Origin of the sequence: Streptomyces sp. NPDC013157 (genome assembly GCF_042899865.1) — a bacterium.
Taxonomy (GTDB): domain Bacteria; phylum Actinomycetota; class Actinomycetes; order Streptomycetales; family Streptomycetaceae; genus Streptomyces.
This window is the reverse complement of record NZ_JBIBAK010000028.1, coordinates 1-21,683: the sequence shown is the minus strand read 5'-3', so window position 1 is coordinate 21,683 and position 21,683 is coordinate 1. Positions and strand designations below refer to the sequence as shown.

The 21,683-nt window shown below is 69.4% G+C and carries 16 protein-coding genes and 2 pseudogenes; 9 read left to right on the top strand and 9 right to left on the bottom strand.

Features of this window, described 5'->3' with window-relative positions:
• Positions 1-25 precede the first annotated feature (25 nt).
• Together ACFY6U_RS48985 and ACFY6U_RS48980 are read right to left on the bottom strand one after the other, a co-directional pair.
• Positions 26-823, bottom strand: coding sequence for a sugar phosphate isomerase/epimerase family protein (locus tag ACFY6U_RS48985; RefSeq protein ID WP_390049176.1), 798 nt, complete (start codon positions 821-823; stop codon positions 26-28).
• A complete protein-coding gene (locus ACFY6U_RS48980; RefSeq protein ID WP_390049174.1) occupies positions 820-1,437 on the bottom strand; it encodes a TetR/AcrR family transcriptional regulator in 618 nt (205 codons plus the stop codon). The genes ACFY6U_RS48985 and ACFY6U_RS48980 overlap by 4 nt, the downstream gene beginning before the upstream one ends.
• A 428-nt stretch (positions 1,438-1,865) precedes the next feature.
• Here ACFY6U_RS48980 and ACFY6U_RS48975 point away from each other — a divergent pair, with 428 nt between their 5' ends.
• From ACFY6U_RS48975 to ACFY6U_RS48960, 4 genes are read left to right on the top strand one after another with little or no spacing between them, the layout of a single operon-like run.
• Positions 1,866-3,458: an ABC transporter substrate-binding protein gene (locus ACFY6U_RS48975; RefSeq protein WP_390049172.1), complete on the top strand. Its 1,593-nt coding sequence runs from the start codon at positions 1,866-1,868 to the stop codon at positions 3,456-3,458.
• 10 nt (positions 3,459-3,468) lie between these two features.
• Positions 3,469-4,413 carry an ABC transporter permease gene (locus ACFY6U_RS48970; protein ID WP_390049170.1) on the top strand — a complete coding sequence of 315 codons (945 nt, stop codon included), beginning with the start codon at positions 3,469-3,471 and terminating at the stop codon, positions 4,411-4,413.
• Positions 4,380-6,167 carry a dipeptide/oligopeptide/nickel ABC transporter permease/ATP-binding protein gene (locus ACFY6U_RS48965; RefSeq protein ID WP_390049168.1) on the top strand — a complete coding sequence of 596 codons (1,788 nt, stop codon included), beginning with the start codon at positions 4,380-4,382 and terminating at the stop codon, positions 6,165-6,167. The genes ACFY6U_RS48970 and ACFY6U_RS48965 overlap by 34 nt, the downstream gene beginning before the upstream one ends.
• On the top strand, positions 6,164-6,979 hold the full coding sequence (locus tag ACFY6U_RS48960; protein ID WP_390049166.1) for an ATP-binding cassette domain-containing protein: 816 nt from the start codon (positions 6,164-6,166) through the stop codon (positions 6,977-6,979). The genes ACFY6U_RS48965 and ACFY6U_RS48960 overlap by 4 nt, the downstream gene beginning before the upstream one ends.
• A gap of 108 nt (positions 6,980-7,087) precedes the next feature.
• On the opposite strand, the pseudogene ACFY6U_RS48955 reads toward ACFY6U_RS48960, so the two are convergent.
• The 3 genes and pseudogenes from ACFY6U_RS48955 to ACFY6U_RS48945 form a co-directional block, all read right to left on the bottom strand.
• Positions 7,088-7,255 (bottom strand): annotated as a pseudogene (locus ACFY6U_RS48955) (3-oxoadipate CoA-transferase); the annotation flags it as partial.
• Positions 7,251-7,589 (bottom strand): thioredoxin family protein, encoded by a 339-nt coding sequence (locus tag ACFY6U_RS48950; RefSeq protein WP_390049164.1) that lies wholly within the window; start codon positions 7,587-7,589, stop codon positions 7,251-7,253. The gene ACFY6U_RS48950 and the pseudogene ACFY6U_RS48955, both read right to left, overlap by 5 nt.
• Positions 7,590-8,153: 564 nt before the next feature.
• On the bottom strand, positions 8,154-9,293 hold the full coding sequence (locus ACFY6U_RS48945; RefSeq protein WP_390049162.1) for a helix-turn-helix domain-containing protein: 1,140 nt from the start codon (positions 9,291-9,293) through the stop codon (positions 8,154-8,156).
• Between the two features lie 86 nt (positions 9,294-9,379).
• Here ACFY6U_RS48945 and ACFY6U_RS48940 point away from each other — a divergent pair, with 86 nt between their 5' ends.
• Together ACFY6U_RS48940 and ACFY6U_RS48935 are read left to right on the top strand one after the other, a co-directional pair.
• Positions 9,380-10,435, top strand: coding sequence for a ferredoxin reductase (locus tag ACFY6U_RS48940; protein ID WP_390049160.1), 1,056 nt, complete (start codon positions 9,380-9,382; stop codon positions 10,433-10,435).
• 7 nt (positions 10,436-10,442) lie between these two features.
• Positions 10,443-11,561, top strand: a complete 1,119-nt coding sequence (locus ACFY6U_RS48935; protein WP_390049158.1) for a fatty acid desaturase family protein — start codon at positions 10,443-10,445, stop codon at positions 11,559-11,561.
• 541 nt (positions 11,562-12,102) lie between these two features.
• Here the strand turns inward: ACFY6U_RS48935 and ACFY6U_RS48930 are convergent.
• Positions 12,103-13,590, bottom strand: a complete 1,488-nt coding sequence (locus ACFY6U_RS48930) for a CoA-acylating methylmalonate-semialdehyde dehydrogenase (protein WP_390049334.1) — start codon at positions 13,588-13,590, stop codon at positions 12,103-12,105.
• 531 nt (positions 13,591-14,121) lie between these two features.
• Here ACFY6U_RS48930 and ACFY6U_RS48925 point away from each other — a divergent pair.
• Positions 14,122-15,129: a GlxA family transcriptional regulator gene (locus tag ACFY6U_RS48925; protein WP_390049156.1), complete on the top strand. Its 1,008-nt coding sequence runs from the start codon at positions 14,122-14,124 to the stop codon at positions 15,127-15,129.
• A gap of 140 nt (positions 15,130-15,269) precedes the next feature.
• Here ACFY6U_RS48925 and ACFY6U_RS48920 read toward each other — a convergent pair.
• Positions 15,270-15,638, bottom strand: a pseudogene (locus tag ACFY6U_RS48920) (DUF6884 domain-containing protein); the annotation flags it as partial.
• A gap of 223 nt (positions 15,639-15,861) precedes the next feature.
• Here ACFY6U_RS48920 and ACFY6U_RS48915 point away from each other — a divergent pair.
• Positions 15,862-18,711, top strand: coding sequence for a multifunctional oxoglutarate decarboxylase/oxoglutarate dehydrogenase thiamine pyrophosphate-binding subunit/dihydrolipoyllysine-residue succinyltransferase subunit (locus ACFY6U_RS48915; RefSeq protein WP_390049154.1), 2,850 nt, complete (start codon positions 15,862-15,864; stop codon positions 18,709-18,711).
• A 57-nt stretch (positions 18,712-18,768) separates the two neighbouring features.
• On the opposite strand, the gene ACFY6U_RS48910 is transcribed toward ACFY6U_RS48915, so the two are convergent.
• Positions 18,769-20,034, bottom strand: a complete 1,266-nt coding sequence (locus tag ACFY6U_RS48910) for a TDT family transporter (RefSeq protein ID WP_390049152.1) — start codon at positions 20,032-20,034, stop codon at positions 18,769-18,771.
• Between the two features lie 462 nt (positions 20,035-20,496).
• Here ACFY6U_RS48910 and ACFY6U_RS48905 point away from each other — a divergent pair, with 462 nt between their 5' ends.
• Positions 20,497-21,153: a DNA-3-methyladenine glycosylase gene (locus ACFY6U_RS48905; RefSeq protein WP_390049332.1), complete on the top strand. Its 657-nt coding sequence runs from the start codon at positions 20,497-20,499 to the stop codon at positions 21,151-21,153.
• A 31-nt stretch (positions 21,154-21,184) separates the two neighbouring features.
• Here ACFY6U_RS48905 and ACFY6U_RS48900 read toward each other — a convergent pair whose 3' ends face one another.
• The gene (locus ACFY6U_RS48900) at positions 21,185-21,355 is read right to left on the bottom strand and encodes a LuxR family transcriptional regulator (RefSeq protein WP_390049150.1); all 171 of its coding nucleotides are present in this window, start codon (positions 21,353-21,355) and stop codon (positions 21,185-21,187) included.
• Positions 21,356-21,683 lie beyond the last annotated feature (328 nt).

The following is a 21,683-nucleotide window of genomic DNA, read 5'->3' as shown; positions in this document are numbered from 1 at the left end:
ACGCCCGTCGGAGCGGTCGACGATGTCAGGGGACGGTCAGGCCGCCCCCCAGGAGCGCTTGCCGGTTGGCCGTGAGGAGTTCGAAGCGGTCGGCTTCGGTGCGGTCGATCTCCGTGATGTGCCAGCGCAGATGGGTCCCGGCGCGCAACGCGGCCGGGATGTCGACGTCCCCGGTACCGATGGGCGTCTGCGCTGTGTCCAATGTGGCGGGGCCGTCCTTGACGTGGGCGGCCATGGCGCGTTCTCCGAGACGTTCCAGGACCTCGGCCGGGTCCTGGCCGGCCACGGCGGCCCAGTAGACGTCGACCTCGGCGAGGACCTCGGGGTCGAGCAGATCCCACAGCACGTCGAAGGCGTGGGCGCCGCCCGGCAGCCGGGCCCACTCGAAGTGGTGGTTGTGGTAGCCGAGCCGGATCCCCGCCCCTGCCATCTCCCGTGCCGCCTCGTTGAGACGGCCGGCGAAGGCGCGCACTCCGTCGTGGCTCTCCAGGGACCGCTCGTCGAAACCGTCGACGAGCCACGGAATCGGCACGAAGGCGGTGTCCGTGCCGAGGATGCGGCAGATCTCGACCGCGGCTGCCTGGCCGTCGGCCGAGACGGCGATGTGCACCGAGCTGACACCGAGGCCGGCCTCGTCCAGGTCCGCGCGCAACGCACGTGCGGTGGCGGCCAGTTCGTCGGGAGGCGTGTTCCACAGGCCGAGCGCGAACGGCTCGACGTGACGGAAGCCGAGCGCGGCCAGGCGCGCGAGCGTGCCGGGGCGGTCGGCCTCCAGGGCATCGATCACGCTGTACAGCTGGACGGCGAGAGTGCCGGGTCTCATTCTTCGTCCTCTGGCGGTGCGGCCTGCGGGAAGGTCATCCTCATGAAGGCCCGGACCGGGCCGACGATGTCGAGATCCTGGTCGAGCAGCCATTGCAACTGCAGGCCGTTGAGCACGGCTTGGAGCAGGGTGGCGGCGTGTTCGGGGGCGAGCGCCTCATGCAGTTCTCCGCGGTCGGCCTTGCCGCGCATGCCCCGCGCGAACTGATCGCTTCCCCAGGCGTAGCGCTGCACGAAGTAGCCGTGCGCGGGATGCTCCGGACGTGAGGCGGCCGCCGCGAGCTCGATCCACAGCCGCATCAGCTCGGGGGCCTTCTGGTGGTGGCGCAGCAGGTCGCCGAGGTACGGCGCCAGATGGTCCATGTCCGGGACCTTCGACTCGGCGTACCGCCGTTCCTCGGTGTCGCGTTCGGCGAGCACGGCGGCGAGCAGGTCGTCCTTGGTGCGGAAGTGGTGCAGCAGCCCGGCGTGGGTGATGCCGGCCCGCTCGGCGATGTCCCGCAGCGAAGCCTTCGTGAACCCGTGTTCCGCGAAGCTCTCGCGCGCCGCCCGGACGATCTCCGCCCGCCTCGCCGGGGTCTTGGTGTACGGGCCGCGGGCCTTGGCCGGGGTCACGGTGCGCTTCCTCTTCCCGAATCCCGCATCACCATTCCAAAAACCTTCCAACCCTTAACATTTCGCGGCCTGCTCGGAGTGTGGGCGGCGGCGGCCCCGAGCGCAAGGGGCGGGACGTGGCGAGTTCCCGCCGGATAACGCTCTGGTTACGAACGCGGTCCCCACTCTTCCCGCGCTTCCCGCCGGGGCTTACCTTCCGAATGAAATTCGACCACGTGGTAACTGTTCGCGTGACAGGGTGCACCGGCGGATCAACGACCGGCGCAACGGGCCCTGTTCACCACCGCATGCCGACGTCACTCAGGGCTCCGCCGCACACCCCCACGCGTGTGTCGCCCCGCTCGTGCACCCGTGCATGACCGCACCGACCTACCGACGCACCGACAAAGGCCTCGGCTCTCCAGGTTCCAGGACGAAGGAATCCACCCATGCGCATCCGCTTCTCGCCTTCCCGGCCCGGGCCACGGCCGCGACAGCGCTCCCAGGCACTGGCCGCCGTCGCCGTCGCCGCCCTGCTGGCCACGGCCACCTCGGCGTGCGACAGCAGCCCGACCTCCGCGTCGGACTCCGGCGCAGGCCAGACCCTCGCGCTGTCCATCCTCGGCACACCCAACTCGTTCGACCCCGCCCAGCTCGTCGAGGGCCAGCAGACCTACGTCTGGGACTCGATCTTCGACACGCTCCTTCTCCAGGACAACAAGGGCGAACTCCACCCCGGCGCCGCGCAGAGCTGGTCGTACTCCAAGGACGGCCGCACGCTGACTCTGAAGATCCGCCCAAGCATGAAGTTCAGTTCGGGCGACCCGGTGGACGCGAACGCGGTGAAGGCCACCCTGGAGCGGATCCGCTCGACGCCGGGGCAGAGCCAGCTGTCGTTGGCCTCCGTCGCCTCGGTCGAGGCCGCCGACGCCTCGACGGTCGTCATCAAGCTCAAGCAGCCCGACGCCTCACTGCTCGCCGCGCTGTCGACGTCGCCCGGTGTGATCGGCGACCCGAAGACGATGGCGAACAAGAGCACCGCCCTGAACCCGGTCGGCTCGGGGCCGTACACCCTGGACCCGAAGACCACGGTCAACGGCTCGGTGTACGTCCTCAACCGGCGCGACGACTACTGGAACAAAAAGGCGTACCCCTTCAAGACGGTCAAGATCCGGGTGATCACCGATCCGACCGCGTCCGCCAACGCCCTCAAGGCGGGCGAGACCAACGCCGGCACCGCCGACGTCTCCCAGCTGCCCGCGCTCAAGGCGGCCGGGTTCCGGATCACGCATGTGCAGGCGACCGCGGGCGCCTTCCTGGTCCTGGCCGATAGGGCGGGCACCAAGCTGAAGCCGCTCGGCGATCTGCGCGTCCGCAAGGCCATCAACATGGCCTTCGACCGGCAGAAGATGGTCACGCAGGTGCTGCGCGGCTCCGGCAAGGCCACCGACCAGCTGTTCAACCCGAAGAGCAAGGCCTACGACGAGGCGCTCAACCAGCTGTACCCCTACGACGTCGCCGGGGCCAAGAAGCTGCTCGCCGAGGCCGGTTACCCGAACGGCTTCAAGGTCACCATGCCGAGCCTCGTCTTCACCAAGTCCTTCGAGCCGCTGTTCACCCAGGCGCTCGCCGACATCGGCATCAAGGTCACCTGGGAACCGGTGCCGGCCCAGCAGACCACCACCGCCGTCGCGTCCGGCAAGTACCCCATGTTCCTGCTCGTGGAGGGCCTCGCCTCCGACGCGGTCATGACCCGCAGCTTCTACACCCCCACCGGCTTCCGCAATGTGTTCCACACCACCGACCCGAAGCTGACCGAGCTCCTCGGACGGGCCGCCCGGGAACTCGACCCGGCGAAGGCAGCCGGGATCTACCGGGAGATCAACGAGTTCGGCGTCGACAACGCGTGGCTGGCGCCCGTCTTCTACCTGGGCAGCGACTGGGCCACCAAGAAGGGCATCACCTACCTGGGCGACGGCTCCTCCACGATGTCCACCGTCCGGCAGTTCGGCGTCGCCGACTCGTCGCGGTCCAGAGGGTGAGCGGCCACCCATGACGGTCTATGTGCTGCGTCGCCTGACCGCGGGCCTCGTGCTCGCGGTCCTGGTGACCATGATCACCTTCCTGCTGCTCAGCACGTCCTTCGACGACGTGGCGAGCAGTGTCCTCGGCAACGGCGCCACCCCGGGGCAGATCGCCGCCCAGAAGGCCCGGATGGGCCTCGACCGGCCCTTGGCGGTGCAGTACGGCGACTGGCTCTCGCACGCCGTCCGCGGAGATCTCGGCGCCTCGTACTTCACCAGCGAACCGGTCCGCTCCGCGGTCACCGCCCGGCTCGGCGTCACCCTGTCGATCGTCGTCGTCGCGCTGCTGGCCACCTCGGTCATCAGCGTCGCCCTGGGGGTGGCCGCAGCCGCACGCGGCGGCGCCGTCGACCGGTTCGCGCAGGGCGCCGCGATGACCGGCTACCTCGTCCCGAGCCTGCTCGTCGCCATCGCGCTGGTCTATGTGTTCGCCGTCAGGCTGCACGTGTTCCCGGCCACCGGATACACGGACTTCAGCGAGAACCCGGCCCGCTGGGCGAGTTCCATCGCCATTCCCGTGGTCGCCCTGATGATGGGCGGGGTCGCCAGTCTGACCTCCCAGATCCGCGGCGCCATGATCGGCGAACTGCGCAAGGACTACGTCCGCACCCTGCGCACCCGGGGCATCCCCACCCGCTCCATCGTGCTGCGGCACGCCCTGCGCAACGCCGCCGGACCGGCCCTCACGGTCCTGTCCCTGGAGTTCATCCAGATGCTCGGCGGGGCCCTGATCATCGAGCAGATCTTCGCCCTGCCGGGCTTCGGTCAGTACGCGTTCAACGCCTCTTTGCAGGGCGACGTACCGATCATCATGGGCATCAGCCTCTTCGGTGTGCTGCTCGTCGTGGCCGTCAACCTCGTCGTCGATCTCCTCAACGGATGGCTCAACCCGAAGGCGAGGATCGTCAGTTGACCACACCCAATGCGGACACGCGGCGCCGCTCCACCCTGCGGCGACTGATCGCCGACCCCCAGGCCGTCGTCAGCGCGAGCCTCCTCGTCGTCATCGTCCTGCTCGGACTGCTGGCCCCCGTCCTCAGCGACCACGGTGCCAACGAGGCGAACCTGGACGCGGTCAACGCCGGCGTCGGCGACCACGGCTATCTGCTCGGCGGCGACAAGAGCGGCCGCGACATCTTCGCCAGGCTCCTGTACTCCATCGACACGAGCGTGGTCTCGGCGCTCATCGGCACGAGCATCGCCCTCGCGATCGGGATCACGTCCGGTCTGGTCGGCGGCTACTTCGGGCGGCGTGTACGCGGAGTCGCCGAGTGGCTGTTCAGCCTGATCATGACCTTCCCCGGGCTGCTCCTGCTCATCGTGCTGATGCCGGTGACCAAGGGCGACTACAAGGCCACCATGGTCATCTTCGGCGTACTGCTCTCCCCGGGTGTCTACCGGCTCGTACGCAATCTCGTCCTCGGCGTGAAGAACGAGCTGTACGTGGACGCCGCCCGGGTCTCCGGACTCCCAGACCGGCGCATCCTGCGCCGGCATGTCCTCACCGTGGTGCGCGGGCCGGTGATCATCGGCACCGCGTTCCTCGCCGGCTCGTCCATCGCCGTCCAGTCGGGTCTCGCCTTCCTCGGCGTCGGCTCGAACACGGTGCCCAGCTTCGGCGCGATGATCTCCGAGGGGTTCAGCAACCTCTACGAGGAGCCGCTGCAGTTCCTGTGGCCGAGCCTCGCCCTCGGGATCGTCACCGCCTCGCTCGTGCTCCTCGGGAACGCGCTGCGGGACGCCCTGGAGGGCGGCCGCCCGAAGCCGGCCCGGATCGTCACCGCCACCGCGTACCGGCCGCCGGCCACCGAGAGCGCCGTCTCCGGACTGCTCACCGTCGACGGCCTGGCGATCGCCTACCCGACACCGGCCGGCGACCTGAAGGAGGTCGTCAGCGGCGTCACCCTGAGTGTGGCGGCCGGGGAGACCCTCGGTCTGGTCGGCGAATCCGGCTCCGGCAAGACCCAGACCGCGTTCGCCGCACTCGGCGTGCTGCCCGCGGAGGCGGTCGTCACCCGCGGCTCGATCCGCCTCGACGGCCGCGAACTGCTCGGCCTGAGCGAACGCGAACTGCGGGCGGTACGGGGAACGTCCATCGCCTACGTCCCCCAGGAACCGATGTCCAACCTGGACCCGTCCTGCACGGTCGGCGCCCAGCTCGTCGAGGGCGTGCGCGTGGCGACGCCCATGTCGAGGAGCGAGGCCCGCGACCGGGTCCTGGCACTCCTCGCCCGGGTCGGCATCCCCGACCCCGGACGCACGTTCCGCTCCTATCCGCACCAGATCTCCGGCGGCATGGCACAGCGTGTCCTCATCGCGGGCGCCGTCGCCAGCCGACCGCTGCTGCTCATCGCCGACGAACCGACCACCGCCCTCGACGTCACCGTTCAGGCGGAGATCCTCGACCTGCTGCGCGACCTGCGCAGGGAACTGAACATGGCCGTCCTGCTCGTGACGCACAACTTCGGTGTGGTCGCCGACATCTGCGACCGCGTGGCCGTGATGCGGGCTGGGACGGTCGTCGAGACCGGCACGACGGAAGAACTGTTCGGCGCACCGCAGCACCCCTACACGCGCACGCTCCTCGACTCGATCCTCGACGAGACCACGCTTCGCACCGACCCGCCGGCCACCCCGGCGGGCGCGCTCGAAACGGAGAAGCGATGACCACACTGCTGGAGGTGAGCGATCTGCGCGTCACCTACCCCGGGCGGGGCTTCAGAGCCCGCTCCCACGAGGTCCTCCACGGCGTGTCGCTCACCGTGGGGCAGAGCGAGACCCTCGGTGTCGTCGGCGAGTCGGGCTCCGGGAAGACGACCGTCGGGCGGGCCGTGCTCGGCCTGGTCGCGCCCAGCGGCGGCACGGTCCGCTTCCGGGGCAGCGACATCACCCGCGCCGGGCGCGCGGAGCGCCGTGCCCTGGCCCGGGACATCCAGGTCGTCTTCCAGGACCCGTACTCCTCCCTCAACCCGGCCCTCACCATCGGTGACATCCTCGGTGAACCGCTGATCGTGCAGGGCACCGAGACGAGTGAGGCCCGGCGCCGGGTGGCGGAGCTGCTCGACCAGGTGGGGCTGCCGAAGGACGCGTCGCAGCGACTGCCGCGGGAGTTCAGCGGCGGCCAGCGGCAGCGCGTGGCGATAGCCCGCGCCCTCGCACCCGCCCCCCGGCTCATCGTCTGTGACGAACCCGTCTCCGCACTCGACCTCACCACCCAGGCCCGCGTCCTCGACCTGCTCGTCGGCATCCAGCGCCGCACCGGCGTCGCGTACCTGTTCATCTCGCACGATCTGGCGGTCATCCGGCACGTCAGTCACCGCGTGAGCGTGATCCACCACGGCGACATCGTCGAGACCGGGACGGCGGCCCAGGTCACCACGGCCCCCGAACACCCCTACACAGAAAGGCTCTTGCTCGCGGCGCCGGTCGCGGACCCGGCCGAACAGCGTCGGCGGCGCGAGGCGCGACAACGCCTGTGACCTGTTCGCCGTACCGCATCAGTCGAACACGTCAGAACCCGTTGGCAGGAAGCCGCCTTGGGCCACGGCGCTTTCAGCAGGATTGTGTCGCGGGCCGCAAGGCGGCCTGATGCCGAGTCGCTCGGCGAGTTCGTCGGCGGTGACGCCGTACGTCTCCCGGATGCGTACGCCGTCGGGGCCGACGTCGAAGACGCCGTGGTCGGTGTAGACGCGGCTGACGCAGCCGAGGCCGGTGAGCGGATAGGTGCACTGGGGCACGAGCAGCGGCCGCTCAGAGGTGGCCGTCCAGGAACTTCCGTACCTCGGCGGTGGTCATGGGCCCCGTGCCGTGCGCCACCGCCTCTCCCTCCTTCAGCAGGACGTAGGACGGGGCTCCGGTGATCCCGTATCGCTCGGTTGCGGCCGGACAACGCGTGATGTCGGCGCGGACGGCCGTCAGGCGGCCCGTGTAGTCGTCGGCGATGCCGTCCACGACGAGGTCCATCACCCGGCAGGGCTCGATTGCCTTGGGCCATGTCCCGGTGAAGTATGCGAGGACCGGAACTCCGCTCATCCCGAGGATGAAATCGAACTCCGCGTCCTCACGGGGTCGGTGAACCCGCTTCGTCATGGATACTCCTGACCTCACGTTCCGTCATTCCATCCCCATCATCCCTCGTGCGGTGTGCCAGGCCGGCACGGTCGGTCGTCCGGTTGACCTGCCGGAAGGGAGGCACGGGGCCGTCGCAGAACCACGGTGGTCCCCGGCGGGAGCGGCCCGGCCCCCGCCCCTGGTGACCCGGCCTGGCCGCCCCGCCGGTCACCCGGCTGCAGCCCGCCGCGCGCCCGTGGGTCGGCTCGTGCCAGGACAGCGCCCTCCACGACGACATGAAAGCCGTCTTCCACGGCGTAGCGGCCCAGCTCATCGACCAGATGCTCGATGAGCGCGTCGACGAGCGGGCCGGAGCGCGTCGTCCACCGGATCCAGTCGAGCCGTATCTGTCACCGCGCTTCTCAGAGCCCCCCCCCCCCCCCGACGGGCTTCCCGAGGCCTTGTCTGGTCTTCACGTCAACCCCCGGTCTCAGCTGGCCAATACCGATCTTCCCGCGCCGCATGAGCCGGCTGACGGCACCGAGAACGAGGCACGATTCCTGGACCGCTCGCGGATGCGGTCGTGGCCGGTCGAAGTACGCGTCAGCTGACCCGGAGACCGACCGCCAGCGTCAGTTCGAGGACCCGGTGTGGCGATGCGAGATCCGGAAACAGCTCCCGCAGCTGCGACATCCGGTACCGGACTGTCTGGGGATGGACGAACAACGCCGCCGCCGCCTCGTCCCGTCTGCCCTGGTGCAGCAGCCATGCCCGCAACGTATCCTCCAGCCGCCGTGCGGTCGCGACGGGCAAGGTCCGCAACGGTGCGAGGGCTCGGGCACGCAGGTCTGCGAACGCGTCCGCGTCGGCGCTCAGCACCAGCTCGGGCAGGTGGTCCTCGGTGTCGCGAATATCAGAGGAGAGGGAGCGCGCGCGTGCGGCTCGTGCGTACGAGGCGGACGCACGAGCCCATGGCCGGGGCGGGCCGACCACGGCGGTGCGCTCGGTGAGCTGCCGCAGGAGATGTGGTCGGTCGGCATCGGGGACGAGCAGCACACCGGTGGCGTCCGGCAGATCGTCGAGGACGAGGGTGCTCGGGTCGAGCGTGCGGTAGGCAGGCCGGGCCTGGGCGGCGGGCAGCAGGACCGCGGTCAGCGAAACCGGAGGCTGCCACCCGGCCCGTTGAACGGAAGCCAGCAGCACGTCCGGGCTCGCGCCGGCGAGGAGGTCGCGGGCCAGGTGTTCCAGGTGGCGCTCGTGGGCTCTGCCCCGGGCGGCCAGTTCGTCGGCGTGGCCCGCGGCGCTCGCGGCGGAGAGCTCGTCGATGTAGGCGAAGGTCAGTTCGGCGAACTTGGCGACCTCGGCGGCGGGCAGACCTGCGGGTACGGCACCCGCTGCCAGGCATCGCCAGGCCACGCGGGCGCCGACGCGGTAGGCGCTGAGCAGGGCGTCCATCGAACGGCCGTCCCGGACCTCGCCGCGGCCGAGCTCGTAGGCAGCGTCACCGCCGTCGCCGCCCGTGGCGTTCCCGCTCGCGAGGTCCAGATAGTGCCCCAGGGCGGTACGGACGGCTCGGCGGATGATGGCGCCCATGTGGCCCGTAAGGGCGTTGGCGTAGGGAGGGACCTCATCGATGATCGCCTGGACGACCTCGTCGGCGGTGGCCTTCAGCCCAGCCCGAAGTACGGTGACCGTCGTCTCATCCAGGGCCAGTTCGCTGGCCCTCCGGATCACATGGTTCACTTCTTATTCCCTGCGAACAATTCTGCCGTCCAGATTTACGCCCTGCGGTTAGGACCTTACGCCCTGAGGCACAGCAAGCTGGAGCCATGACGAGTACAGCCCTCCGCAGCAGGGCGTGGAAACTGCTGGAGATGGTCACGACGCCGCTGCTGCCGTCGGACTACCTCGACCTGGTCAGCCCGCTGCGTGCGGGCGCCGACCTGCGCGGGCGCATCGAGGCCGTGCACCCCGAGACGGGTGACGCCGCGACCATCGTGATCAGACCGGGACGGGGATGGCGCGGCCACACAGCCGGTCAGTACGTGCGGATCGGGGTTGACGTCGACGGGGTGCGCCTGTGGCGTGCCTACTCCATCACCTCGCCGACAAACCGTCAGGACGGCCGCGTCACGATCACCGTGAAGGCGATCCCGGACGGCAAGGTCAGCAACCACCTGGTCCGCAGGGCGACTCCGGGCACGCTGATCCAGCTCGACCAGGCGACCGGTGACTTCGTGCTGCCGCAGACCAAGCCGGCCAAGGTGCTCTATCTGACGGCCGGCAGCGGCATCACGCCCGTGATGGCCATGCTGCGCGACACCGAGTTCGACGACGTCGTCATGGTCCACTGCGCGCCACAGCCGCAAGACGTGATCTTCCGCAACGAACTGCACGGCCTGGTCGCGGACAAGAAGCTGCGGCTCGCCGAGGTGCACACCGACACAGACGGCATGCTCGACATCGCCCGTCTCGACGAACTCGTGCCCGACTGGGCGGAGCGCGAGACCTGGGCTTGCGGGCCCGCGGGCCTGCTCGACGCCGCCGAAGAGCACTGGACCGAGCACGGCGTCCAAGAGCACCTGCACACCGAACGCTTCCGCCCCAGCATCGTCGTCGCCGGCGACGGCGGCGAGGTCACGTTCAGCGCCACCGGCAAGACCGTCGACGCGGACGGCGCCACGCCGTTGCTGGACATCGGCGAGGAGGCCGGCGTGCTCATGCCCTCCGGGTGCCGCATGGGCATCTGTTTCGGCTGCGTCACGCCGCTCAAGGCGGGCGCCGTCCGCGACCTGCGCACCGGCGAGATCACCGAGGCCGAGCCGGGCGTCCTCATCCAGACCTGCGTGTCCGCCGCGGCGGGCCCTTGCGACATCGAACGGTAGGAACACCTTGACCGCCATCGACCCCACCGCCCACCTGACCGCGGAGCAGATCGAGGAGCTCGGCCGCGAGCTGGACGCGATCCGCGACGAGGTGATCGCCGGCCGCGGCGAGAAAGACGCTGCCTACATCCGTAAGGTCATCTCGGCGCAGCGCAAGCTCGAGTTGGTCAGCAGGGGCGTGCTGCTGTTCTCGATCTTCCCGCCCGCGTGGCTGCTCGGCACCGCCGGGCTGTCCGTGGCGAAGATCATGGACAACATGGAGATCGGCCACAACGTCCTGCACGGCCAGTGGGACTGGATGCGAGACCCGAAGATTCACTCCACCACCTGGGAGTGGGATCACGTCTCGCCGTCCGAGCAGTGGAAGCACTCGCACAACGAGCTGCACCACACATACACCAACGTGATCGGCAAGGACAACGACCTCGGCTACGGCATCATGCGCGTCGACGAGGACCAGAAGTGGCACCCGTTCCACCTCGGCCAGCCGCTGTGGAACTTCATCAACGCCTGCTTCTTCGAGTACGGCATCGCAGCGTACGACCTGGAGCTCGGCAAGAACCTGCACAAGCGCCGCCGCAAGAACCCGGAGTTCCGCGCGCGGGCCAAGGCCGTGGGCCGCAAGATCCGCAAGCAGGTACTCAAGGACTACGTGATCCACCCGCTGCTGTCGGGCCCGTCGTTCCTCACCACGCTCGCCGCCACGTTCACCGCGAACCTGGTCCGCAACATCTGGTCCCACTCGGTGATCATGTGCGGGCACTTCCCCGAGGGCGTGCAGGTCTTCGAGCGCCGGTCGATCAAGGACGAGACACGCGGCCAGTGGTACCTGCGCCAGATGATGGGCTCGGCGAACATCAGCGGCAGCAGGGCCATGCACTTCATGACCGGCAACCTGTCGCACCAGATCGAGCACCACCTGTTCCCGGACCTGCCGAGCAACCGGTACGCCGAGGTCGCGGTGAAGGTGCGCGCGCTGTTCGAAAAGTACGAGCTGGAGTACGTCACCGGGCCGCTGCCCAAGCAGGTGTTCTCCGCGTGGCGCAAGGTCTTCCGGCTCTCGCTGCCGAACAAGAAGCCCAAGGTCAAGACGCCGGAGCGCGAGCAGGAGCTCGTCGCGGCCTGATTCCCGGTATGGGTTCAGATCTTTCGGCCGTACCGGCGGCACCACCGGGTTCGGTGAGATCCGTTGCGGACGGTGGGCGGCCGCGACATCAGACCGTACGCCACGGGATCCGGGCAGCCCGGTGTCCTGCTGCGCTGCCTGGACGTGCGCCAGGAGCTCAGCACACAGCCCCCGGCGAGGTGTTGTAGTGCGCTGACCTGCCGTGGTCGGGCCGGTGGTCGGGTCCGTACGCGCACTCGGGCATGGACTGTGACGTGGACACTGCCGGAACCGATGCTCGCCGCCCCTTGCGTCCGCTCCTGCGCTGCCGCCGGGGTGGACGGGTGAGCCGAAGTAGGACGGGGGCGGGCCCTGGCCGTTTCGATTCCCGGCCGCCCCGAAGGGGGTCCGCCACGCTGCAGCGCCTGTAGTCGGCGCCGCAGCGTGGCGGACGATGCGATCCTCGGCCGTCCCGAAGGACGACCGGGACGCGGGGACCACGGCTGATGGAGCGGCTCGGCACTGCCACCCGACGCGACCAGCGCGTGCGGGCCTGCGGCGGTCAGTGGGACGCGGGGAAGCCCAGGTCCACACCGGCCGCCGTCACAGCCGGGTCCGGCCAGCGGGTCGTGATGACCTTGCCGCGCGTGTAGAAGTGCACGGCTTCGCTGCCGTACATGCGGTGGTCGCCGAAGGCCGAGTCCTTCCAGCCGCCGAAGGAGTGGTAGCCCACCGGCACCGGCATCGGCACGTTCACGCCGACCATGCCGGCCTCGACCTCCAGCTGGAACCGGCGAGCCGCGCCGCCGTCCCGGGTGAAGATCGAGCTGGCGTTGCCGTACGGGGAACCGTTGATGATGGCCATGGCCTCCTCGTAGGTCTCCGCACGGAGCACGCACAGGACAGGACCGAAGATCTCGTTCCGGTAGGCGTCCGAGTACGTGCTGACCTTGTCGAGGAGCGAGACACCGATCCAGTGCCCGTTCTCCAGGCCCTCGACGGTGAAGTCCCTGCCATCGAGCACCACGTCGGCTCCCTGGGCGGCCGCGCCCGCGATGTAGTCCGCGACCTCGTCGCGGTGCGCCTTGGTGATGAGCGGACCCATCTCGGACGTCGGGTCGTTGCCCGGGCCGATCTTGATCTTCGTGGCCCGCTCGGCGATCCGGGACACCAGCGCGTCCCCGGCCGAGCCCACCGCGACCACCACGGAGACCGCCATGCAGCGCTGGCCCGCGGAGCCGTAGGCGGCGGTCACGGCGGCGTCGGCCGCCGCGTCGAGGTCGGCGTCGGGCAGTACCAGCATGTGGTTCTTCGCTTCGCCGAGGGCCTGGACACGCTTGCCGCCGGCGGACGCCCTGGTGTAGACGTGGCGGGCGACCGGCGTGGAGCCCACGAACGACACGGCCGCCACGTCCGGGTGGTCGAGCAGCGCGTTCACCGCGACCGCGTCGCCGTGCAGGATGTTGAGCACCCCGTCGGGCACGCCCGCCTCGGCCGCGAGTTCCGCGAGGAGCATGGACGCGGACGGGGCCTTGCTGCTCGGCTTGTGGACGAAGGTGTTTCCGCAGGCGATCGCCATGGGGAACATCCACATGCTGATCATCGCGGGGAAGTTGAACGGCGAGATGCCGACGATCACACCGAGCGGCTGGCGGACCGACGCCACGTCGATCTGGCTCGACACCCCTGTGGACGTCTCGCCCTTGAGCGCCATGCCGAGCCCGCAGGCCAGTTCGACGATCTCCAGGCCCCGGGCCACCTCGCCCAGCGCGTCCGCATGGACCTTGCCCTGCTCAGCGGTGATCAGCGCGGCGAGGTCGTCGCGGCGCGCGTTCAGCAGCTCGCGGTAGCGGAAGAGGATCGCGATCCGCTGCGCGAGCGAGGACGTGCGCCAGTCGGCGTAGGCCTCCTTCGCCGCGGCGACCGCGGCGTCGGCCTCGTCGACGCCGGCCATCGCGACCTGTCCGGTGACCTCTCCGGTCGCGGGGTCGGTGACGGGGCCCCAGGTGCCGAAGGCGCCTGAAGCGTCTCCGAACGGCTTGCCACCGATCTAGTGGGTGACGGTCTTCATCGGCGGAACTCCTTCAAAGAGGGACGGCGGCGGGCTGCACGGTTCTTGTCGCACACCACACGGGCCTCGACTGCGGTCGGCCGGGCCGGAGCCGCGGCCACGCGGACGCCCCACCACGCCCGTGCGGGTAGGGCTGCTGAGATCGAAACTACCGAGCCGATTTGCACGTGCAGGCGCTGCGGAGCCTCCCGGCCCGAAGTGCCTCCCTCAGGTCCCGTACGGTCGTGGCGTGGGTCACTCGCCTGCCGAGTGCCGCCCTGTTCGCCACATGCTCGAATACGGCCTGGGGACGCGGCGTGACGACGTCGCGGCGGACTGGGAGGATTCACCTCCCAGCAGGGAGCAAGCCGGTCGTGGTCCTGGTTCTGGTCGAAGGCGCAGAATGAACGCACGGAAACCCTGCGAACGGGGTCCGGGCCGGCGGTGATCGGCTCCCTGATCCCCCCTGGAACACTCGCCGCCCCCTACAGGTCGCCCGTGTCCGCACCGCGCCCGGCCCGGAGGCATCCGATGAACCACAAGCGCCCAGGAACGGGCCCGCTCACCGTGATCGTGTTCGTCTTCCCGGGCGTTCGGCTACTCGATGTGACCGGTCCCATCGAGGTGTTCGCGTCGGCCAACGAGTTCGGCGGGCGCTATGAGGTGCAGATCGCGTCCGAGGACGGGGCGGAGGTGGTCACCTCCGCCGGGACCCGCCTCATCGCTGACCTGCGTGTCGATGAGGTACGTGAGCCGTGCGACGTTCTGGTGATCCCGGGCGGTCCGGAATGGGAGACGCTGATCAAGGACGACGCCCTACTGGATGTCGTCCGACAGCTGAATGAGAAGGCCCTTTGTACGGCATCGGTGTGCACGGGAGCGTTTCTGCTGGCCGCGGCCGGACTTCTGGACGGCCGTCGTGCCGTGACGCACTGGCAGAACTCGCAGCAACTGGCTCTGCGGTTCCCGTCCGTGGAGGTCCAGCCGGACGCCATCTTCGTGCGGGACGGGCGGATGATGACATCGGCGGGTGTCAGCGCCGGTATCGACCTGTCCCTGGCGCTCGTCGAAGATCACTACGGCGCGGAGGTCGCTCGGGCGGTCGCCAAGGACATGGTCGTCTTCATGCAACGACCGGGTGGCCAGTCCCAGTTCAGCGTCCGCTCCCGGGCCCCGCACAGCCGCCAGGAGATACTCCGCCGGGTCCTGGACGCGGTCGCCGAGAAGCCCGGGGCCAACCACACAGTGTCGGCGATGGCCCGCGGGGCGGGCCTCAGCGTCCGTCATCTGACCCGGCTCTTCCACGAAGAGGTGGGAACCACTCCGGCCAGGTATGTGGAGCAGATCAGGTTGGAAGCGGCCCAGGTGCTGCTGGAGACCGGTGATGACCCCATGGCCGTGGTGGCGCGGCGCACCGGGTTCGGCTCGCCCGAGTCGCTACGCAGAGCCTTTGTGCGGCAGCTGGGTGTGACACCTGGCGCGTTCCGGGCCAGTTTCCGGACGACCGGCGTGGGCACGTCCGAGGCGGGCTCGGCGTAGTCCGTGACCGTTGCGCTGGTCGCCGGTGGAAGACCGCGGAAGCGGGAGGGCCCTGATCGACGGCGGCCCGAGAACGACGGTGCGACCCTTTCCAGGAGAAGCCGGGCTGTTGTCGCACCGGCCGTACCAGGGGTGTCGTACGGCTCGATGACATGGTCGAGGTCCAGGAGGCCGTAGCGCGCGGAGAGGACGAGCAGACGCTCGGGCTGCAGCGCTTCGGCTGCCTTGCGGCACGCACGGTGGTAACAGCCGAGGTACATGTCTGCCGCTCGCGCGGGCCATCCCGGTTTGCGGCTACCGCAGGGGATGACAACGAGTTCCGGTCGGAAACAGTCGACATGGCCGTTTGCGGCGATGGCTGCTCTCCTGGCTGTTTGTGGGTGGTGTTGCCGGCGGTCGCGGCGACAGCGGCGACCAAGCCGGGTACAAGGTGTCGGCGCACGGCCGGTTGTCGAGCGGCCCGTGAGAGGGGCGGGGTGCGGCTTGCGTTTCTCACAACCAGGCTTCACACAGCAGCGCTCTCAGGCCGAGTGGACTTGAAGCCCTCGGATCAGGACATGCCATGACCCTGCGCTTCGGCTGTGCGGCGGCAGCATTCCACGCGGACACCGGCCGCCCGGCCAGATGTCCCGATATGAGGCAGTTGCGGCCCGTCTGGCTCTCTGGCTCAGCTCTCCCGGCACCCTAGCGTCGTCAGTAGGGCGTGGGCGAACGGGTTGACCTCCGCAACGGATGCGAAGTCCTTGGACACGTAGGCGGATGACAGCTCGACCGCGTCCGGCACCGACGGCTCCGAATGAGGAAGAAGGCGTTCCAGCTGTGACGTCGCAATCACGCACCGATCGAACGATGGCCCACCGACTGGAATTCGGGCTCAATGAATGGGTCGTGGACGAGCAACGACAGCGGTACCTGCACGACCCGGGCTCGGTCGATCAGACGTGGAGGGACTTCTTCGCCTCCCCGGCCTCCTTGACAGGCCGACAGGGACGTACCGCCATGGCCACGGGGGGTGATGACGGGGATGAGGCGGCGTTCAAAGCGGTCCGGGTTGCGGCGCTGATCCACGGGTATCGAGTGCGCGGCCACTTGATGGCCGCCACCGACCCACTCATGTCCTCACTTACGTCGCAGACGGCCGCCGGACATCCAGAGCTCGACATCGCCGCCTTCGGACTCCACGACGTGGACCGGGAAGAGAAGTTCGTCGTGGACGGGTTCGCCGGGCACGTCGCGATGACTCTTCAAGACGTGCTGGACGGCCTGCAGGAGCTCTATTGCCGCACCGTCGGCTTTCAGTACATGCACATCCAGGACGCCCACGAACGTCGCTGGATCCAGCAGCGGATCGAGGGACCGCAGCGCCGGCCCGACCGCGCCGAACAGTTGCAGATCCTCTACCGGTTGGGTGCGGCAGAGGCCTTCGAGACGTTTCTGCAGACCAAGTACGTGGGCCATAAGCGGTACTCGCTCGAAGGCGGCGAGTCGGCGATCGTACTGCTCGATGCCCTGTTGCTCCGCGCCATCGAGGAAGGCGTGGGGGAAGCCGTCATCGGGATGGCCCACCGCGGCCGGCTCAATGTCCTGGCCAACATCATCGGCAAGTCCTACGCGCAGATCTTCCACGAGTTCGAGGACGCGGTGGACATCCGTTCGGTCCAGGGATCCGGGGATGTGAAGTACCACCTCGGCGCGGAGGGCACCTACCGTGCCCTGCAAGGCGGCACGATCGCCGTCTCGGTCGTGGCGAACCCGTCGCATCTGGAGATCGTGGGGCCGGTGGCGCAGGGAGTGGTGCGCGCAAAGCAGGACCTGGCCGGGGACCGCGGCCAGCGTTTCCCGGTACTGCCGGTCGTCATACACGGCGACGCGGCGTTCGCCGGCCAGGGCGTGGTCGCCGAGACCCTGAACATGTCGCAGCTGCCCGGCTACCGCACGGGTGGGACGGTCCACGTGATCATCAACAACCAGGTCGGCTTCACCACCACACCTGCCAACGGCCGTTCGAGCACGTACGCCACCGATGTCGCAAGGTCGGTGGAGGCCCCGATCTTCCACGTCAACGGTGACGACCCGGAGGCCGTCGCCCGGGTCGCGCAGCTGGCCTTCGACTACCGCCAGGCGTTCCACAAGGACGTCGTGATCGATCTCGTCTGCTACCGGCGGCACGGACACAGCGAGGTCGACGACCCGTCCATCACACAGCCGATGATGTACGACCGCATCGACGCCAAGGCTTCGGTGCGCCGGCTGTACGCCGAGGCGCTGGTCTGTCGAGGGGACGTCGGCGAGCAGCAGGTGGAAGGCGCACACCGGAACTACCAGGAGCATCTTGAGCGGGCCTTCGCCGAGACCCGAGCCCTGCCCGCCTCCGACGCCGTCGAGGACCTCCGTTCCGGCGACGCCGAGGAGCGGGCAGCCCACCGTCAGGCCGTGACCGCGATCGACGAAGCGACCGCCCGGCACGTCATCGCTTCGCAGACCGACCTGCCACGAGACTTCACCGTGCACCCGCGTGTCCTGCCACAGCTCCAGAGGCGTACGGCCATGCTCGACACCGGGGCGATCGACTGGGCCACCGCGGAGACACTGGCGATGGGCTCCCTGCTGCTGGAGGGGGTTCCGGTGCGACTGGCAGGGCAGGACTCGCGTCGCGGCACGTTCGGCCAACGCCACGCCGTACTCACCGACCGGCGCACCGGCGCGGAGCACACGCCGCTGAACACCCTCGGCCCGCGGGCCCAGGGCTTCGCACCGTACGACTCGATGTTGTCCGAACTGGCGGCGCTGGGGTTCGAGTACGGATACTCGCTGGCGCGCCCCGATGCTCTGGTGCTGTGGGAGGCCCAGTTCGGGGACTTCGCCAATGGCGCTCAGACGGTCGTCGACGAGTACATCTCGTCATCCGAACAGAAGTGGGGACAGCGCTCCGCGGTGACGCTGTTGCTGCCGCACGGCCTGGAGGGGCAGGGGCCGGACCATTCCTCCGCCAGAATCGAACGCTTCCTTCAGCTGTGTGCACAGGACAACATGACCGTCGCCCTGCCCTCCCTGCCGAGCAACTATTTTCATCTCCTCAGGCAGCAGGGGCTGCGCGACCACACCAGGCCGCTGATTGTCTTCACACCGAAGTCGATGCTGCGGACGAAGGCCGCGACCTCCACGCTGGCCGAGTTCACACATGGCGGCTTTCGTCCGGTGATACCGGATCACACGGTGGACCCGGCCCGGGTCAGGCGTGTGCTGTTGTGCTCGGGCAAGGTCTTCTACGACCTCGACGCCCACCGGCACAGCTCGGGCCTGTCGGACACGGCGATCGTCCGCGTGGAGCGCCTCTACCCGTTCCCCGAGGAAGAGCTCGCGGCGGAACTCAGCCGCTTTCCTGCCGGTGTGGACGTACGTTGGGTGCAGGAGGAGCCCGAAAACCAAGGAGCGTGGTTCTTCGTCGGGCCGCGCCTGCACCGGCTGGGAGACCGCGTCCTTGGGTGTGTCAGCCGACCGGAGGCACCTGCCCCCGCCGTCGGCTCCGCCCGTCGGCATGCCATGGAGCAGAAGGCCCTGGTGACATCGGCCTTCCACTGAGCATCCACCGACGACAAAGGGACGGGGCGCCTCCGCATGTGAGCGCGCCCCGTCCGGCTATGCGTCCTCGACGGCTGTCATCAGCGAGGCCGGTTGTGCGGCCTGAGACGCAGTGACGGCTTCGCGAGCCGCGTCGGGTTCTTCCAGTTCCTTCGGGCTGTCCGGGTCCCCCGGGCCTTCCGGTCCACCCGTGTTGCCGGCGGCGTGGCGCAGTGAGTGCCAGACCACCACCGCCCACGCGGCGACGAGCACGGCGTAGAGGAAGACGGCGGTCCAGACGAACAGCTGTGAGCCGGTCCGGGTGGCGAGGACGCCAGTCGCGGTGACGCAGGCTCCGAGGGGAAAGATGAAGGACCACCAAGTGGGTGCGAAGGGCAGTCCCGTTCGGATCTCTCGTACGGTCAGCGCCGTGGCGAGTACCAGCCACAGTATGGCGAAGCCCCACACACCGAGCCCGCCCAGGAGCGCCACGACTGCGGCGCCCCGCGCGTACAACGCCGGCAGCGCGCCTGGCGCGGCCGTGGCGAGCGTACCCAGCGCGGTCACCGACTGGGCCAACGCCCCCACCCCGATCCACACGGTGGGCACCACCGCGCCGGCGGGCGCCTCATGGTGTATCAGGCGGCTGTACACCATGGCCAGCACCAGAAGCACGGCCACCGACCCAAGCCCGAGCATGGCGTAGCAGCCCAGCAGCATCGCCATCCGCGGCTGCCCGGCGGGTGTCCGAGGGATGAGCAGCGCGCCCGTCGCGGCTGAGACCAGCGGCGGCACCACGGGCAGCAACCAGCCGCCGAACGCCGCGTCGGGTGCGAAGCGGTGCCGCGTGACCATGAGGTACGGCACCGTGCAGGTAGTGGCAAGACCGAGCACGGTACCGAGCGACCACAGCACCCGGTCCACATCCAGCGCCGCCGACGCTCCGATCACCCGTCGGCCGAGCAGCAGCGCCCCGGCGCCCACCGTGAGCAGCGCTATCGGCGGCGCCCCGAAGAACTGGGCCTGTATCGGATCGGCGACGTGCACCCGCAGCGTCCTTTGCCGGACGTAGCCGACGGTCAGTACGACCAGCAGCAGTGCAGCCGCCGACCAGACCACCGTGGCGGCGTCCCGCAGGCCGGGGAAGGTTCGCGGCAGGGTGGCTGCCGCGTTGGCGACGATCCCGGTGCCCATGACGGCCGCGAACCAGCTCGGACCGAGCGGCGGACGTGCCCTCTTGCTCGCCTTCGCCTTCAGCTGCCGGGCACGGGCATGTCTGGGGCACCTCAGGCCCGAGTCGGCCTTGGACGGGACCGCTCGGGTACTGCGGGAGTGGGGTGTCACGGCGTAGAACGCCTTCTTTCCTCGTCTCGGGTCATCACCATCGGTGATCGGCCGGCCGGCCGGCCCACGCCCAGCAGCTCGCGGGTCGCGGCCGAGACCGTCGGCCCGTTCGGCACGAAGGTATGGCGGCTTCCCACTCCTGCCACAGAACAGCGTGTGCCACAGCGGCCTCACACCGGGACATGGCGGGCAGTGCCGTACTTCTGCTCCAGCGGTCCGGCCTGCGGCGTGCACGGCCACGTGCGTCCGTCCGGGCGCAGGGAACTGCTTCGATGTCCTTCTCCGAGCGTCGTGTGGCCGTTTGTGCGGCCATGACGAGGCGGTGGGCCACCGCTGAGGTGGGGTGAGGCGCCGAGGTCCGGCGGCCTGGTCCTTGGACGGGAGGCGGCAATGGCACACAGTCGGTCGGTGGGGAGCACGAACGGCACCGGTCACACGCAACTGGCGGTGTTCGAAGAGCCGTTGGGCGCCACGGCGTTGCCGCCTGTGTTGTCCAGGGAGTTCTTCGATCGGCCGGCCGTGGAGGTGGCTCCCGAACTGCTGGGGGCCTTGGTGGTGTCGCGTTCCGAGGGCGGTGTGACGGCGGTGCGCATCACTGAGGTAGAGGCGTACGAGGGGCCCGACGACCCCGCCTCGCATGCGTTCCGAGGTCCGAATGCGACCAACCGTGCGGAGTTCGGGGAGCCGGGGACCTTCTATGTCTACCGGACGCACGCGGTCCATCGATGCCTGAACGCGGTGTGCGGGCCGGGGCGGCGCCCCGCTTCGGTGCTGCTCCGGGCGGGCGCGGTCGAGGCCGGTGCGGCGCTGGCGCGGCAGCGTCGGCGTCCTGGTCTACGGGCGCGGGACCTGGCGCGTGGCCCTGCCAACCTCGCCCAGGCGCTGGGCGTCGTGGATCTGCGCCATGACGGGCAGTCGGCGTGCGACGTCACAGCCGACCTGTTCCTCGCGGGGCCGACGGGGGGCCTGTGCCGGGAGCATGTCGGTTCGGGGCCGCGGACCGGCGTCGGCGGCCCGGCCGCTGGGTATCCGTGGCGCTTTTGGACCCTGGGCGAGCCGAGCGTCAGCCCTTACCGGGCGCACCCCAGCGCCCGGCATCGACTCGGGGCGGACAGCTGAGGTTCAACGAAGCCCGCTTGACAAGCCGTGGTCACTGCCGGTTCATGAGGCCGGATTCCCATGCCCAGGCGGCGATCTCCACGCGGTTTCGGGCGGACGACTTGGTCTCACGTTGCCGAGGTGGGGTCTTGACCGTGCCCACCGGGATGGACAGTTCGGTGGTGGCTTCCGCATTGTTGGACTGCACAGCAGCAGTCGCCACCGTGCGAGGGCACGATGGACGTACTCGTCGTCGGGTAGTGGGCAGCACAAGATCTACCTTCGCGACGGTCCCGTCCACGAGATCCACTCCCTGAGGCGGCCATGGCCAAGGCCGCACAACCTGTTCCGATTCCCCCTGTCCTGGTCCGCATGCTGCGCGAACCCATAGAGCGCTTCGGGGTGGCGCCGGATGGGCGCGTCTTTCGAAAGGCGGCCGGGAACCAAATCGACGCCGGTCACGTCCGCTGGAGTGGTGTATCGACGGCCACTCGGTGATCTCGTTTTGAGGCTATGCGGTGAGTTCGGTGGGCAGGACGGTGTCGTCGGCT

Bases quoted from the DNA above. Each gene is read 5' to 3' on its own strand.
- ACFY6U_RS48985 (WP_390049176.1), bottom strand. From the start codon at position 823: ATGAGACCCGGCACTCTCGCCGTCCAGCTGTACAGCGTGATCGATGCC.
- ACFY6U_RS48975 (WP_390049172.1), top strand. From the start codon at position 1,866: ATGCGCATCCGCTTCTCGCCTTCCCGGCCCGGGCCACGGCCGCGACAG.
- ACFY6U_RS48970 (WP_390049170.1), top strand. From the start codon at position 3,469: ATGACGGTCTATGTGCTGCGTCGCCTGACCGCGGGCCTCGTGCTCGCG.
- ACFY6U_RS48965 (WP_390049168.1), top strand. From the start codon at position 4,380: ATGGCTCAACCCGAAGGCGAGGATCGTCAGTTGACCACACCCAATGCG.
- ACFY6U_RS48960 (WP_390049166.1), top strand. From the start codon at position 6,164: ATGACCACACTGCTGGAGGTGAGCGATCTGCGCGTCACCTACCCCGGG.
- ACFY6U_RS48950 (WP_390049164.1), bottom strand. From the start codon at position 7,589: ATGACGAAGCGGGTTCACCGACCCCGTGAGGACGCGGAGTTCGATTTC.
- ACFY6U_RS48940 (WP_390049160.1), top strand. From the start codon at position 9,380: ATGACGAGTACAGCCCTCCGCAGCAGGGCGTGGAAACTGCTGGAGATG.
- ACFY6U_RS48925 (WP_390049156.1), top strand. From the start codon at position 14,122: ATGAACCACAAGCGCCCAGGAACGGGCCCGCTCACCGTGATCGTGTTC.
- ACFY6U_RS48915 (WP_390049154.1), top strand. From the start codon at position 15,862: ATGCGAAGTCCTTGGACACGTAGGCGGATGACAGCTCGACCGCGTCCG.